Below are 15,397 nucleotides of genomic sequence, written 5' to 3' on the forward strand. Positions count from 1 at the left end.
GATTCAGGTGGAGTAACGCCCTTGCAAGCTCACATTTTATGCTCCCGGCAAACCCTGGCCAGTGCCGCGCTGTTCGCCTCAGTTGCATTCACACCGGCAACCCTGTGGGCCCAGGGCGCTTCAGGCAATGTCCCGAACGACTACTACCGGGCAGAGCTGGTGATTTTACAGCGTCTGGTGGACCCGGCCGGCATTGAAGAGCAGATGGCGAACAAGTCGGTGGAACCTGTCGAAGAGGCCGGCAAAACCCTTTGGGTGGAGCAGGAATCCGGGGAGCGGGTAACCGAACTCAACCTGGTACCCCGCAACCAACTGCACCTGGGCGAGGCGGCCAACCGGCTCGAGCGAAGCGGTAACTACCGGGTATTGGCGAGTGCCGGCTGGTATGAAGCCTTTCCGCCCGACTACGAGGGCGGACCTCTGCGTGTCGCAATCGGTGACTGGCTGGCCGAGTCTGGCCAACGAGCGGTGGAAGGCCAGATCACCATTGACCGCCAGCGCTACCTGCACGTTAATGTGCAGCTTAACCACTGGGCCGTCAGCGACGATCCCGAGGCTGTGCCGGCAGAGCCTGAAACACCGCCTCAGACCGAAGCGGTTGCGGAGTTTTCCGATCAGGACTCTGGCAATACACTTGATAGCGAAACCGGTGGTTCAGCATCAGAAGGCACCGGTACCGCTTACCAACTCCGTCCGGCACCAGTAGAACTGGTGACCTGGATTCGTGAAACGCGGCGGATGCGCAGTGAGGAAATCCACTTCATCGACTCCCCCACCGTCGGCGTCCTGGTTTTCTTCAAGAAGATTGAGGGGTAAGCGCAAGCTGCCCCAGACTTGCCATGGAACGCTCCAGAATCTGCCGAACGCCGGACATGCCCTGGGCAATCGCTTCTTCAATCTCGGCCATGGTAATAATGTGGTCGGTTTTACCCGCAGCCCAGTTCACCACCAGCCCGAGGCTGACGTACCGCAAGCCCAGCTCTGCCGCCAGCACTGCCTCGGGCATGCCGGTCATACCAACGATGTCACAGCCATCCCGCTCCATCCTGCGGATTTCCGCCGCCGTCTCCAGCCTCGGCCCCTGCGTCGCGCCATAGACGCCAAACCCGGAAAATGACAGCGACGCCGCGCGAGCAGCATCAATCAACACCTGACGCGCTTCCTGATCGTAGGGCCAGGTAAAATCGATGTGTGTGACGTCCTCCAGCTCGCCTTCGAAGAAAGTGCTGGCCCGGCCCCAGGTGTAGTCGATCAGTTGATCCGGGATCACGATGTGGGCCGGCCCCATATTGGCATGTATGCCACCAACCGCGTTTACACCCACCAGCACCCGAGCGCCGGCATCATGCAACGCCTGAATGTTGGCCCGGTAATTGACCTGATGGGGCGGAATCCGGTGCGGGTTACCATGACGCGCCAGAAAGATAACAGGCTGATCACCCAGTTGCCCCCGCACCAGCGTGGAGGAGGGCTCCCCCCACGCAGTTGTCACTGTCTCTTCTCCGGTGATCTGGATATTGCTCAGGCTGGTCAGCCCCGTACCACCGATAATGCCTACCGGCACATTGTTATTCGTTCCTGTCATTCCCCGTCTCCGGATTCTGAATCGGCTTCGCCGTAGCCACCTTCATGGTCAACATTCTTTCCGGATTTTCCGGAATCCGCATCCTGATCGGCGGACTTGTCTTTGGAATCCTCACGCCTGGAGGAATCGCGCCCGTCTACCCGCACCCCATCCGGCAGATGCAGCGTGCGCGTCGGGAAGGCCACCTCGGCGCCATGGTTTTCGATGATGTCACTGATTTTCAGTAACACATCTTCCTTCACCTCATGGAAACGCACCCACTGGGTGGTTTTGGTAAAGGTGTATACCATGATATCCAGTGACGATGAATTAAACGCCAGAAAATTAACGATCAAGGTCTCGTTGGCATCAATCTCTTCATGATTCTTCAGCATCTCCCGGATTTCGTCCACGATGGTTTTCATGGAATGCACATCGGCATAGCGAATGCCGATGGTCTCGTAGATCCGGCGATTGGTCATACGTGATGGGTTTTCCACTGCAATAGTGGTAAACGCCGCATTGGGGACATAAAGCGGGCGCTTGTCGAAGGTGCGAATGGTGGTCAGTCGCCATCCGATATGCTCAACCGTACCCTCAATGCTCCGATCCGGGGATCGAACCCAATCCCCCACCTTGAACGGACGGTCCAAATGGATAATGAAACCACCGAAAAAGTTCGCCAGGAGATCTTTCGCGGCAAAACCAACCGCGATGCCCCCGACACCACCAAATGCCAGCACGCCCGAAATACTGAAGCCCAGGGTTTGCAGGGCGGTCAGAGCGGCGGTAATAATCACAACCGCGCGCGACAGCTTGCTGATGGCATTGACCGTGGTGTAATCCATCGGCTTGCGCATCTTGATCGGAGAGGTGAGGATATTCTCGAACTGTTTGATCAGCCGAATAAAAAACCAGACCACCACCCAGACAAAACCGATCTGAAGCAACGTTCCGTTAGCCTTGAAGACCTCAGCCTCGGAAAAATGGTGAGCCACTTCGGCAGCCCAATACACCCCTTGGAGCCACACGAAAGCCACGACAGGGCGACGGACCGCGTGCAGAATAGCATCATCCCAAAGGTTATGAGTGCTGGCGAATTTGCGCTCCAGCGCAGAAATCACATGACTGGCAATATAGGCAACCGCCGCCGTCCCCAGCACGAGCAGGAAAACCAGCACACCGGCCCGCCAACCTTCAGATAGCAACCCGAACTGCTCTATCCAGCCATTCAGTACACCCAAAACTTCGCCAATCATCCTGTCCCTCTGAATTATGCGGATTAATAGATACTGACTGGAGTCCCCGCTGGAACCCGGTCAAAAAGCTCAACAATATCGGTATTGCGCATCCGGATGCAGCCATGGGATCTGGCAACTCCCATAGGTTCACTGTCCGGCGTGCCGTGGATATAGATAAAACGACGAAAAGTGTCTACCCCCGGCCCACGGTTTCGCCCCCATTCACAGCCACAAAGCCAGAGTATACGGGTAAGAATCCAGTCGCGCCCCGGGTTCGCTGCCGCCAGACTCTGGCTGTAGATCTCGCCAGTGGGGCGGCGCCCACGATACACCGTATTTAATGGCTGCCCTGCCCCGATTCGGGCGCGGATATAATGCTTGCCAACAGGGGTACAGCCACTGCCGTCGGCCTGGCCGGGGCCATTCAGGCCGGTGGATACCGGGTAGCGGGCAATGATATCACCCGATTGAGTAGCCAGTGTCAGGAACTGATTGGCGATATCAATGGACAGGGTAACCCCGGGGGGCTTGTTATCGGGCATTGGTAACGACTTCCCTCCGGCTGCGAACCAGAGGGAAGACTACCCGAGGCGGGGGAGTTCAGGCAACCGAAACGCCTGAAGCGGTAGGCGGCACCAGCATTTTGTCTGGAGCCTTCATGCCTGCGGCCAGGAACGGCACCAGGCGTGCGGCAATTTCCTGAACCGTGGTTTCAACGCCGAGCTTGTTTTCGAGAATATCAATCAGGGCATCACTGCTGGACATGGTGAAGGCCGTCGCTCCCAGCATGAACTGGATGCGCCAGTAGCGATCAACCGAGGACAACTCAGGCGTGGCCTCTTTGAGCAAGCGCATGAAACGACCAAATGGCTCACTGTATTCCTGTTCGAGAAATTTACGCAGGTGGCCCTGAGACTGGGTATAGGCAAGACCGAGCAGGCGCATGAAGATGGATATGCCTTTCTCATTACGCTGAGGCATGCGCACGGCACTTTCCGTAAGCGCCCACAGGGTCTGGTTCAGCGTGGGCGGCTGGCCATCACAACGCTCTTCGAGTTCATCAAAGGCGGTATCCAGGGTGGCCGAAAACGGCGTCAGGAACCGGGCGAACACGGCGTGGATCAGGGCATTCTTAGACCCAAAGTGATAATTGACAGCGGCCAGATTTACCTTAGCCTTACTGGTAATCATACGAAGCGATGTTTCCGAGAACCCACGCTCGGCAAACAGCTCTTCGGCAGCGTCAAGAATGCGGTCAACGGTATCAGACTGCGCCATTTTGTTGTCAGAGCCTCTAGCAAACGTCTGTTTGAAACATACGTTTGAAGGTCTGTCATGTCAAGCTCGGTCTTCAGGAACCGCCGCCACTGCCTGCCAACCCCGGTCTATCGCGTCCTGATTGCCGTCGAAAAACGCTTGCTGGACTTTGCCATAGGCTTTCTCGGCTTCCAGCAGATAGATAAGATACAGCCGAACATGTTCCCGCCGGGTAAGATAACGCGGCAACACCCGTTGCTCAGACAGTCTGAGCAATTCACTGAAGCGGGTATGACGCAGTGTCGGGTTGTACTCTGCCATACGCGCACACTGCCATATCAGCCCGTCCTTTCCCTCCAGGTGGGCCGCATGTTTGCGGGCATCCCGAAGCATGCGCTGACGGCGAATGATCAAATCCATATAGGAGGGGCTGGACGTGTAAATCCGACGGATAAACGGCACTCCCAGCAACAGAATAATCACGAAAGCGCCAAAACCGCCACCGGCTACCCAGGCCGGCACAAAACCGGTCAAACCACTGAGGAAAAACGTCGCAGCCAAAAGGGCACTGAAGATCCAGAGGTCCCGGCTACGCCGCGCAGCTGCCATCTGATAGTTATCCGGCCAGTCCGACATAGCCAGCAAGTTGAAGTCCATCAGCAGAACCCGGTCACACTGCCGTAGCATAAGACGCAGCTTGCGCTGTCGTGACTCCGCCAGCGCCTGCTCGATATCCGGGCTCTCCGACCCGGTCTCGGCAGTCCGATCCTGCGATTCCTGCGCCTCGGGCTGCTCGCTGCCGGATTCAGTATTCTGGCCCTGGTCATCACCAGCCTGCAGGGCAGCGGTTCTTTGCGCCGCATTGAGGGCGGATTCCGGTGTCGCCGGCACCGGATCAGCAGCCCGGCCGGGGCGAAGCACCGCTCCGGATGCGTTGGCCGGATCCGTCTTGTCTACTGCTGTATTTTCCGCCATTGAGCTCACTGTTCTTCAGGTTCTTTATGCAAGTATCGACCTTTACGAATAATTCTTGAATGTCGGCTTTGCCGGCATACGCGGCTTGCTGGCTTCTTGGCAACACTGACAGGCACCGGTATGCTTGCGCCAATCAACGGGTTTCAGGAGATTATGTATGTTTACCGGTATCGTTCAGGGCATTGCACGGGTCGAAAACGTGATCGCGGCGCCGGGCCTGAGTACCTTTTTGATCGATTTCCCGGAAGATCGGGTTCAGGGCGTAACCATCGGTGCCTCGGTTGCCATCAACGGCACCTGTCTGACGGTTACCCGCCAGGAAGGCCACCGGCTGTACTTCGACGCCATGCAGGAAACCCTGCGCTTGACCACCCTCGGCGACCTGAAACCCGGCGACGAAATCAACTTCGAGCGCGCCGCCCGAATCGGCGATGAAATCGGCGGCCATCTGCTCAGTGGCCATATCCACACTACCGCAACCATCGTCGATATTCTGCGGCCGGAAAACAACGTGACCCTATGGTTCGAACTACCGGAAACCTGGGCGAAGTACATCTTCCCCAAAGGCTACATTGCCATCAATGGCGCCAGCCTGACCATTGGCGAGGTGGAAGGTAACCGCTTCAACGTCCACCTTATCCCGGAGACCCTGCGTGCCACCACGTTTGGGAAGGCCACTAAGGGGCAAAAGGTCAACATCGAGATTGATAGTCAAACCCAGACCATCGTGGATACCCTCGCGCGCCTCGGCTACGATCGCCCGGCGACGGTCTGAGAATCACACCGCGCCATTCCGGGCTTCGAACACCACGAATTTCGGGCTTGCAGCTCTCTGTTCAACGCTGCTGAAGTACTGTTTCAGGGAACGGTGATACCCCAGGTGGCGATTGCCCACCATCAATACGCGACCGCCCGGTGCCAGATGCCGGGCGGCATCCCTGAACAGTCTCAGTGCGATGTGATCGCCCACCACGCCACCCTCATGGAAGGGTGGGTTCAGTAGAATAAGCTGATAGTCAGGCAAATCATCTGCAATGCCGTCCTGATGCCATAAGCGTACGCAATCGCCGCCCTCGTACCTGCTCAGGTTATGCTCAACACTGGCAATGGCCTGGCTGGATACGTCACTGAAATGCACTTCGGCACCCGGTCTGCCGGCAAGCGCAGACAACCCGAGCACGCCGTTTCCACACGCCAGATCCAGAATCCGCCCGGCCGGGGGCACTCGACTAACCGCCTGAGGAATCAGCGGTAACAACTCCCGCGTGCCAATATCCAGCTTTTCTCTGGCAAACACTGCGGGCAGTGCCTCAACCGGCCCGGGCAATCCTGCCACCGGGTAGCCGCGCCATTGCTCCTGCCATTCCGGCAATGTGGCCGAGCCACCACGACACACCACTACCCGCGCCTTTTTGCGGGCAGGCAACACCTGTTCGGTAACCACCGCACTGGCGAACACATCAACACTACGATCGGGCAGATGCTTGATCATACCGCCCGCCAGTATGCGTCCGTCTTCCGCCAGCACGCTGTTGAGCCACCGTAACAACCAGGCCAGATAACCGGCCTGACGGGGAATACGGAGCAGCACCAGATCAAAGGGCCCTGAGGGTGGCCGACTCCAGTTCAAAACCGCGGGGCAGTCGGGCAACGCCGGATTGAGCGAAGCGTTCGTCAACAGGGAGTGGGCGAGCGTCGCGCTGTCGGCAACTGTCTGCGGCTGATAGCAGGCAAGCCCGAGGGTCAGCGCACCAAACTGGTCGTCAACCACCAGCACGCGCAAACCGTCTGCCAGATAAGGCTCCGCAGCCGACAACAACAACTCGTCGGCAGCGTCCCAGGCGCGCAGCCCAGCCGTTCCGCCAGGCCGGATCAGGCGGAGGTCACCGGCAGGTGTCTGGAGTCTGGCAGTTGTCATTTTGGGCTTCCGTTGGCAGCTTTCGGGAAAATAAACACTTTTAGGCTGTTTATTCTAGAAATTAAACCTAAGTTAGGGGTGTTCACGCCGAACACCCTTTCCGGTCATGCCCCAGCCCTGACCCGGCTGGACGGCCGCATTTTTCCGGACAAGATCTTTTGCCCCTTACCCCAGGGGCTTTTTTCTGTCTGTTTTTCAGCCCGACTTTTTCCGAAATGCCCGGTAAACGGTAAACCGCCGGTCCTGCGCGAGTTTCTCAACCGGGCCGATGTGTTGTCGAATCAGGGCTTCATACGGCAGAAAACTGTTGGCCACCAGCCTCAGCTCGCCGCCGTGCGCGAGATGCGCGGCCACCTGGGCCAGGAACTGCTCGGTCATGGATGTATCGGTTTTTACACCGGTGTGGAAAGGCGGGTTGCTGATCACGGCCGGCCAGTTGCCTTGAACGACAGCCAGGCCATCGGCGGCAAAAATCTCACCGTTTACTCCTGCCTTACGGTAGCTTTCCCGGGCACAGAACACGGCCTGCGCCTGAACATCGGTCCCATCTACTCGAATCGGCTTCTTCCCCGCCAACTGATGAAAACCATGCAACCAGGATCCGATAACGCCTGCACCGCAAGCGAAATCGAGCACCCGATCGACACCCAGGGGTGACTCAGCCAGGGTTTCCAACAACATCCGGGTGCCATCGTCCAGTCGACCCAGACTGAAAACGCCTGGCAAGCCGGCAACAGAGAGCGCCACGCCAGCGCAGGAAAGCTCCGTCCAGCTGAGCCAGTCAGTCAACCGGAATTCGGTCAGGGGTTGGGTATTTCTGCCGCACCAGACCTGGCAATGGCGGGCGCTGTCGACCTTTACAACCTCCCCGGCGACGACGGAAAACTGCTTTATGGCACCGGCAATGCCTTCCTTCTTCTCGCCAATAACCACCAGTGCCGCACCTGGTTTGCCGAGGTAACGAGCCAAAGCCAGGCGGAGCTCACATTCAGCCCGGGCTTTAGGCAAAAATACCACCACGGTATCGCAAGAGCCCTGCTGCTGCCGATCTGGCTCGTAACCAAAACAGCCAGCCCAGTCACTGTCATGGGACAGGATTTGCCAAAGACCGGCGTGCTCGGTCATCGCGATACCGGGAAACGGGCATCGGTGCAAAAGCGATGCATCCGAGACGCCTAACAGCGCTGGGCGTCCATTCAACAGATGCGCATTGCGGAGCAGAACTTCGTGGGTATTGGGCAGTGCAGACATGGGTAGCGGACCATTGCCAGAATCATGAGCCGCGTATGCTAACCGGAAAAAAGCCCCGAGTCTGCCCTGTGGCATCAGTCGGGGCTGTCGCTATCGGGGTCGGCCTCTGGGGCCGCCCGGGAAGAGCCAGATATTATTTGTAACGTGCAACCGTACCCACACGCAGGGCGTCTTCAGGTGACATTCCCCAATCTTCCGGGGTGCGTGCTTCGGTGCGCTTGGCCTCAGCCCTTGCGCTATCCATGGCAGAACTTTCGTTTCTGCGGGTTCCCAGTGCCTGCAGGGCTTTCTGCATCAGTTCTTTCATGGTTTACCTCCCTTACTGCTTACAGTTGCTACTGTAACAGACGCGGAAGGTCACTACTGTGATGACGCCACGGGTCAGGAAGTGACGGGCATCACGATTTTTTGACAGTTTTTGACAATCTTCGCATTATATTTTTTGGCGCCCGGAGCGGACCGGTCGCTCGATCAGCTCATCCAGGCTGGACTGACGAATCGTTTCCCGGTCTGCCTCACTGGCGATCGACAGCCCCATATCCCTCAACAACCCGTCGGCCACGTCGTAAACGAAACCGTGCACGGTCAATGGCTGGCCGCGACGCCAGGCTTCCTGAACGATGTTGTTCTGGCACACATGCCCCACCTGCTCTACCACGTTCAGCTCACACAGGCGGTCTACCCGGTCCTGTACATTGGGAATGGCGTCCAGTACGGACTGGTGACGGTCACGCACGTCCTGAACATGGCGCAGCCAATTTGAAATCAGGCCAAAGCCTTCGTTCAGCAATGCCGCGCGCACGCCACCACAACCGTAATGCCCCACTACCAATACGTGTTTGACCTTCAACACTTCGATGGCGAACTGGAGCACCGACAGGCAGTTGAAATCTGTATGCACAACCACGTTGGCCACGTTTCTGTGCACGAAAAGTTCACCGGGGAGCAAGTCCACAATCTGGTTCGCAGGTACCCGACTGTCGGCACAGCCGATCCACAGGTACTCCGGTGCCTGCTGGTTCGAGAGCCGGTCAAAGAACTTCGGGTCCACCGACTTGATGCCATTGGCCCAGGCCCGGTTCTTGTCCAGTAGATGTTTCAGTGGTGCCATTATCTTGTTGCTCCTGCCATTGATTCCCGCTGCGGGATTGAACGGGAATCAACGGCATAACGCAATAGTCAGTTGGTCGTTACGTCTTCCGGGCTCTGATGCATGGTGCTTTGCGCCAGGTCCAGCAGCTCCCGCAGTGCGACCGAGAACATGGCGTATTCCGGTTCCCTTACGCCTTTGAGTTCCGCCAGCATCGCGTTCCAGCGATCAATCATGTGCTGGTTGCGCTGCTCCCAGGCGTTCACACTATCGGTGACTTTCTCCGGGCTTTCAGCGGTTTTCAGCACACCGGTGGTCAGAGCCCGTTGCTGCCAATCCAGATCCTCCCGGAAGCTTTCCCGCGCCAGGGCCTGCCAATGGGAACTTGGCGTCAACGCTGCGATGGCATTAGCGAACCAGGTCAGGTCGAGACGGTCACCCAGATCGTAGTACAGGTTGGCCACTGTTTTCAGCGGCATGCCTGTGGCTTCCTGTGCCTCGATAATACCAAGAGAGGAATACAGATAGCCGGTTCCTGCCAGCACCGACGCCAGTTCCTTCGGCAAGCCCGCAGCCATCAGCTGATCATTGCGTTTTTCCCAATTGGCACGAGCCTGGTCGCCAAGGTATTCCGGCAGACCCGAGGTAATGGCCCAGACGCTGTCGGCAAACCGCTCCATGTGACTCTGGATATTGAGTTCTGCCCGGCGATTACGAAGCAACCAGCGCACAGCCCGACGCATCAGACGCATCAGATCCTGCATCAGCTCCATCTGCAGATCCGCGGAAACGTGGAAATCCAGCGCTTCAATCTTGTCCCACCAGCTGTCGATGCGGAACACATCCCGGGCAATAATCCAGGCCAGGGCAATGGATGCTGCGTCCGCCCCGGTAGACTGGTTCAGGCGCTCCACAAAGGTAATGCCCATGTGGTTAACCATGTCGTTGGCGATCTGGGTTGCGATGATCTCCCGTCGCAGCTGGTGTTCACCCAGCTCTTTCGAGAAACGCTTGGTCAGATCCCGCGGGAAGACCTTGTACATCTCACCCGCCAGCAGAGGATTGTCCGGCAGATTACTGTCGATCAGCACCTGCTTCAGATCCCCTTTGACGTAGGAAATCAGCACCGACAGTTCCGGCCGCGTCAGCCCTTTCTTGGCCAGCTTGCGCTCTGACAGGGTTTCGTCATCCGGCAGGAACTCCAGTGCCCGGTTGAGCTTGCCTTCGCTCTCGAAGGTATTCATCAGCCGACGATACTCCTCCAGCCGGGTGGCGGCATCCTCGCTGGCGATACTGATGGCCTGGGTCTGACGGTAGTTGTTCTTCAGCACCAGCGAGGCAACATCATCAGTCATTTCCTCCAGCATGATGTTGCGCTGCTTGCCAGTCAGATCGCCCATGGCCACCGCCCGGTTGAGCAGGATCTTCATGTTCACTTCATGGTCAGAGCAGTCCACGCCGCCCGAGTTGTCGATGAAGTCAGTATTCAGGCGACCACCCTTCAGGGCGTATTCAATCCGCCCCATCTGGGTGAAGCCGAGGTTTCCGCCCTCACCTACAACCTTGCAGCGCAGCTCGGCACCATTGATCCGCAGGCCATCATTGGCCTTGTCGCCCACGTCGGAGTGGCTTTCACCGCTGCCCTTCACGTAAGTGCCAATACCACCAATCCAGAGCAGGTCCACTTCGGCCTTGAGGATGTGACTGATCAGCATATTGGGCGGAACGCGGTCCGCCTTGATGCCCAGCAGCTTTTTCATTTCCGGGCTGACCGGAATGGACTTGGCATTGCGGCTGAATACGCCGCCGCCCTTTGAAATCAACTTGCTGTCGTAATCGGTCCAGGCGGAACGCGGCAGTTCAAACAGGCGCTTACGCTCCTTGTAGCTGCGTTCGGCGTCCGGGGTCGGGTCAATGAAGATGTGGATGTGGTTGAAGGCGGCCACCAGCCGGGTTTTTTCCGAGCACAGCAGGCCATTACCAAACACATCGCCCCCCATGTCACCGATGCCGATGGCGGTAAATTCATCCACGGCCGGGTTGATGCCCATCTCACGGAAATGCCGTTCCACGGAGACCCAGGCGCCCCGGGCAGTAATGCCCATTTTCTTGTGGTCATAACCGTTACTGCCACCGGAGGCGAAGGCATCTCCCATCCAGAAGCCATATTCCGCGGCCAGGCCATTAGCGATATCGGAGAAGGTGGCGGTGCCTTTGTCAGCCGCCACCACGAGATAGTGATCGTCTTCGTCATGGCGGATTACCCGCTCCGGCGGCTGGATGCCAGAATCCACCAGGTTATCTGTGATATCCAGCAAGCCCCGGATGAATGTTTTGTAGGCCGCAATACCCTCTGCCTGGAATGCCTCCCGGTCAGACGGATCGGGCAGACGCTTGGCCACGAAGCCACCCTTCGCGCCCACCGGGACAATGACGGCGTTTTTCACTTGCTGCGCTTTTACCAGGCCCAGGATTTCTGTGCGGTAGTCCTCGAAGCGATCCGACCAGCGCAAACCACCACGGGCCACTTTGCCACCACGCAGGTGAACCCCCTCCACACGAGGGGAATACACAAAGATCTCGAACATGGGTAATGGCAGCGGCATGTCCGGAATCTGCGACGGGTCAAATTTCACACTGATGTAGGGCTTGGGCTGGCCCTCGCCATCCGGCTGGTAGTAGTTGGTGCGCAACGTCGCCTGCATCAGCTCCAGATACAGCCGTAGCACGCGATCCTCACTGAGGTTTTCCACTTCATCCAGGCCGGCGTTGAATTCGATTTCCAGTTTCTGCTGGGCCGCCTCGCTTTTACCCTTACTCTTGAAACGCTCAGGGTTGAATCGGACCTCAAAGTACTCCAGCAGGATCCGTGTCAGGTTGACGTGGTTGACCAACGTGTTGGAAATGAACGTCTGACTGTTGGAGAACCGGATCTGGCGCATGTAGCGGGCGTAAGTACGCAGCAACGCGATCTCACGCCAGCTCATGTAGGAGGACAACAACAGGCGGTTAAAGGCGTCGTTTTCGGCTTCACCGTGCCAGACCCGGCGGAACAACTCTTCGAAAATCGGGCGAATACGGTGAATATCCACCATGTTGCCGGTGTGGGATTGCAGGGTAAAGTCATGAATCCAAACCGTTTTACCCGTTCGATCAATCACCTCGAACGGATGCTCGCCAATCACCCGGAAACCGAGATTGTCGAAAATCGGCATCACATCCGACAGTGGCAGCGGCTCGTCCGGATAAAACAGTTTGAAATGCAGCGTGTTCTCGTCTTCTTCCAGGGCCCGGTAGAAGCTCATGGCCAGATCATCGTCGCGGGCAGAGGCAGTGATGTGCTCCAGGTCGATGGCCGCCCGGCGAGGTGAAAACATGTCAGTGTAGCTGGCGGGGAAACCGCCTGCCCAGACGCGATACAGCTCATTGCCCTGCTCTTCGCCATAGGCTTCGCTCAATGCCTCGTAGAGGCCGTCTCGCCAGGACTGGGCGAGCTCAATAACCTTGTCGCGGATCTCCGCCAGCGGCAACTGGCGGTTTTCCACCTGTGGCACCCGGATGGTGAACTGTACCCGGGCAAGCACCGACTCGGAAAAATGAGTAACAAACTCAATGTCCTCGGCCTCCAGGCGATCCAGCAGCACCTGTTCCACCTTCAGGCGCAGCTCCGTGTTGTAGATGTCCCTGGGGAAGAAGGCCAGACAGGTTACAAACTGGCCGTAAACATCCTCCCGCATGAACAGCTCAATCCGGCGACGTTCCTGGATGTACAGAATGTTCTTGGCAACACGCAGCAGTTCGTCGGTTTCAATCTGGAACAGCTCGTCCCGCGGATACAGCGTCAGGATCTGCTCCAGCTCCTTGCCAGCGTAATCGTCGGTCAGGAAGCCGGATCGCTTCATCACGCTCTGGAACTTGCGCCGTAACAGCGGAATCTCATCGGGACGCTCGTTGTAGACTCGAGCGGTGTATAGACCGAGGAAGCGGCGCTCACCCACCACTTCGCCCTTGCTGTTGAATTTCTTGACCGCGATGTAATCCGGATAGGCCGGCCGGTGCACGCGGGACCGCTGCGCCGATTTGGCGAAGATGAAGATGTCATCGGAACGGGTCATTTCATGGCGGGTACGCTGTGGCAGCTCATTCAGCCGAACCCGATCCGGGCGTTCGTTGTTGACCCGAAGAATACCCAGCTCCGAGTTCTCCACCCGGCGTACCACCATGCCCTGCTTGTCCTTGGCAAAGTCGTATTCGTCGTACCCCAGGAATGTGAAGTGGTCATCCACCAGCCAAGACAGAAAAGCCCGGGCTTCTTCCTTACCTTCCTCACTGATTCCAGCCGTGGTGGCATCCAGCTCCTTGACGATCTCGCTGACCTTCTCTTTCACAATCGGGAAATCACCCACCGCAATGCGTACCTCATGCAGCACTTTCTGCAGAGTCTGCTCCAGGTCGCGCAGGTCTTCCGGGGCACTGTGGCGGTCGATTTCAAGCACGATGAACGCTTCGTAGCTTGCGTCCTTCGATGCCTTTTTGGTGGTGTGCAGTTTCTTCAGCTTACCATTGTCATCCCGCTCCACTCGCAGGATGGAATGCTGAATGGAGTGGGTGCCGATTTCCCGCTGATTGATGGCCATGCGCAGGGAATCAATCAGGAACGGAATATTGGGATGGAGAATGAAAACAACGCTGTGGGTGGACTGCCAGCCGTCGCTTTCCAGGTCCGGGTTGAACACCGAAACCGGGGTTTCATCGGCACTGCGTTTTTGCAGGAATTGCCACGCCGCCAGGACGGCACCGTAGGTATCCGAGAAGCGGCGACTGACCAGCTCCTCCAGAGGAATATGAGCATAATGCTGTCTGGCAAAATCCGCGATCTTCTTTGCCTCGGTTTTTGCAATCTTTTCTGAGAACGCATCGGCCAACTGTTCGAAAAACTGATCCTTGCTGGCGATTGTCAGCGCATTCATATCCGACCTCTGGTTTGTGTGAAAGAAACGTAATCAGGGTATCGTCACATAAGCATAGTCAAACCCTTGATTTTTGCCGGCCAGACGCCAAAACTGCGGCAATCACTTACGCAGGCATTCATACATCAAGAGCAGTTATTTTCATGTCGTTACAGCAAACGTTCGGTGATCTCAGAGCACAGCTGGCCAAGCGTATTATTGGCCAGGACAAACTGGTCGACCGGCTACTAATTGCCCTTCTGGCCGATGGCCATCTTCTGGTTGAGGGCGCGCCGGGGCTGGCCAAAACCACCGCGGTGAAAGCACTGGCCGACCATCTGGAGGGTGACTTCCACCGGATCCAGTTCACTCCGGATCTGCTGCCTTCCGATGTCACCGGCAGCGAAATCTACCGCGCGGAGACCGGCACCTTTGAATTCCAGCGCGGCCCCATTTTCCACAACCTGGTGCTGGCCGATGAAATCAACCGGGCACCGGCGAAAGTCCAGTCGGCCCTGCTCGAGGCCATGGGCGAACGCCAGATCAGTGTTGGCATGAGAACCTTTCCCCTGCCCAAACTGTTCATGGTGATGGCGACCCAGAACCCGATTGAACAGGAAGGCACCTACCCGCTGCCGGAAGCCCAGCTTGATCGCTTCCTCATGCATGTGGTGATTGACTATCCCTCTGCCGATGCCGAGCGTGAGATTCTGCACCTTGCGCGCAGTGACTACCGTCAGGGAATCCCGAACGTAGACATTCGTCTAACCCAGGAACAAGTGATGGCCGCCCGGCAGGCGGTTTCGGATATCTACATGGCGGAACCTGTGGAGCAGTACCTGCTGGCGTTGATTCTCGCCACCCGCGATGCCGCAACCCTGGACCCTGAACTCGCTCGATGGACCGCCTTCGGCGCCAGCCCCCGCGGCACTATCGCACTGGACCGATGCGCCCGGGCACTGGCCTGGCTCGATGGACGGGATTACGTGACACCGGACGACGTTCAGACCATGGCTTACGATGTGCTGCGCCACCGGATTCTGTTGACCTTTGAAGCCGAGGCCGAAGGCATGACCGCCGATTCCGTGTTGCAGAGGCTGATCGACCGGGTTCCGGTTGCCGCCTGAGGTGTTGCTGACAGGAGACCATCAC

General features: G+C 57.7%; 13 protein-coding genes. 3 read left to right on the top strand and 10 right to left on the bottom strand.

Annotated features, from left to right (window positions below; translation table 11 throughout):
- Positions 1–21: 21 nt before the first annotated feature.
- Positions 22–816 carry a CsiV family protein gene (locus tag ACSSVV_RS02425; protein WP_031211002.1) on the top strand — a complete coding sequence of 265 codons (795 nt, stop codon included), beginning with the start codon at positions 22–24 and terminating at the stop codon, positions 814–816.
- Here the strand turns inward: ACSSVV_RS02425 and ACSSVV_RS02430 are convergent.
- Genes ACSSVV_RS02430 through ACSSVV_RS02450 form a run of 5 tightly spaced genes read right to left on the bottom strand, consistent with a single transcriptional unit; the run spans position 797 to position 5,037 of the window.
- Entirely contained in the window at positions 797–1,585 is a 789-nt protein-coding gene (locus tag ACSSVV_RS02430) for an S-methyl-5'-thioinosine phosphorylase (protein WP_023010566.1), read from the bottom strand. The two genes, ACSSVV_RS02425 and ACSSVV_RS02430, sit on opposite strands and share 20 nt — an antisense overlap.
- Positions 1,582–2,823, bottom strand: coding sequence for a mechanosensitive ion channel family protein (locus tag ACSSVV_RS02435; RefSeq protein ID WP_023010567.1), 1,242 nt, complete (start codon positions 2,821–2,823; stop codon positions 1,582–1,584). The genes ACSSVV_RS02430 and ACSSVV_RS02435 overlap by 4 nt, the downstream gene beginning before the upstream one ends.
- A gap of 23 nt (positions 2,824–2,846) precedes the next feature.
- Positions 2,847–3,347, bottom strand: a complete 501-nt coding sequence (locus ACSSVV_RS02440) for a L,D-transpeptidase (RefSeq protein WP_023010568.1) — start codon at positions 3,345–3,347, stop codon at positions 2,847–2,849.
- A gap of 58 nt (positions 3,348–3,405) precedes the next feature.
- A complete protein-coding gene (locus ACSSVV_RS02445) occupies positions 3,406–4,083 on the bottom strand; it encodes a TetR/AcrR family transcriptional regulator (RefSeq protein WP_011785412.1) in 678 nt (225 codons plus the stop codon).
- 60 nt (positions 4,084–4,143) lie between these two features.
- Positions 4,144–5,037 (bottom strand): hypothetical protein, encoded by an 894-nt coding sequence (locus ACSSVV_RS02450; protein WP_023010569.1) that lies wholly within the window; start codon positions 5,035–5,037, stop codon positions 4,144–4,146.
- Positions 5,038–5,194: 157 nt separating this feature from the next.
- Here ACSSVV_RS02450 and ACSSVV_RS02455 point away from each other — a divergent pair, with 157 nt between their 5' ends.
- Positions 5,195–5,812 carry a riboflavin synthase gene (locus ACSSVV_RS02455; protein ID WP_023010570.1) on the top strand — a complete coding sequence of 206 codons (618 nt, stop codon included), beginning with the start codon at positions 5,195–5,197 and terminating at the stop codon, positions 5,810–5,812.
- A gap of 3 nt (positions 5,813–5,815) precedes the next feature.
- Here the strand turns inward: ACSSVV_RS02455 and ACSSVV_RS02460 are convergent, their stop codons facing one another.
- The 5 genes from ACSSVV_RS02460 to ACSSVV_RS02480 form a co-directional block, all read right to left on the bottom strand.
- Positions 5,816–6,955 carry a class I SAM-dependent methyltransferase gene (locus ACSSVV_RS02460; RefSeq protein ID WP_023010571.1) on the bottom strand — a complete coding sequence of 380 codons (1,140 nt, stop codon included), beginning with the start codon at positions 6,953–6,955 and terminating at the stop codon, positions 5,816–5,818.
- Between the two features lie 195 nt (positions 6,956–7,150).
- Complete coding sequence (locus tag ACSSVV_RS02465; protein ID WP_031211003.1) at positions 7,151–8,206, bottom strand: class I SAM-dependent methyltransferase; 1,056 nt, start codon at positions 8,204–8,206, stop codon at positions 7,151–7,153.
- A 133-nt stretch (positions 8,207–8,339) separates the two neighbouring features.
- Positions 8,340–8,513 carry a hypothetical protein gene (locus ACSSVV_RS02470; RefSeq protein WP_014421070.1) on the bottom strand — a complete coding sequence of 58 codons (174 nt, stop codon included), beginning with the start codon at positions 8,511–8,513 and terminating at the stop codon, positions 8,340–8,342.
- Between the two features lie 126 nt (positions 8,514–8,639).
- Positions 8,640–9,317 (bottom strand): carbonate dehydratase, encoded by a 678-nt coding sequence (gene can, locus ACSSVV_RS02475; protein ID WP_011785417.1) that lies wholly within the window; start codon positions 9,315–9,317, stop codon positions 8,640–8,642.
- Between the two features lie 68 nt (positions 9,318–9,385).
- Positions 9,386–14,266 (bottom strand): NAD-glutamate dehydrogenase, encoded by a 4,881-nt coding sequence (locus ACSSVV_RS02480; RefSeq protein WP_022991590.1) that lies wholly within the window; start codon positions 14,264–14,266, stop codon positions 9,386–9,388.
- 143 nt (positions 14,267–14,409) lie between these two features.
- Between ACSSVV_RS02480 and ACSSVV_RS02485 the strand changes: the two genes are divergently transcribed.
- Entirely contained in the window at positions 14,410–15,372 is a 963-nt protein-coding gene (locus tag ACSSVV_RS02485; protein ID WP_011785419.1) for an AAA family ATPase, read from the top strand.
- Positions 15,373–15,397 lie beyond the last annotated feature (25 nt).

This window comes from Marinobacter sp. MBR-105, assembly GCF_053628895.1.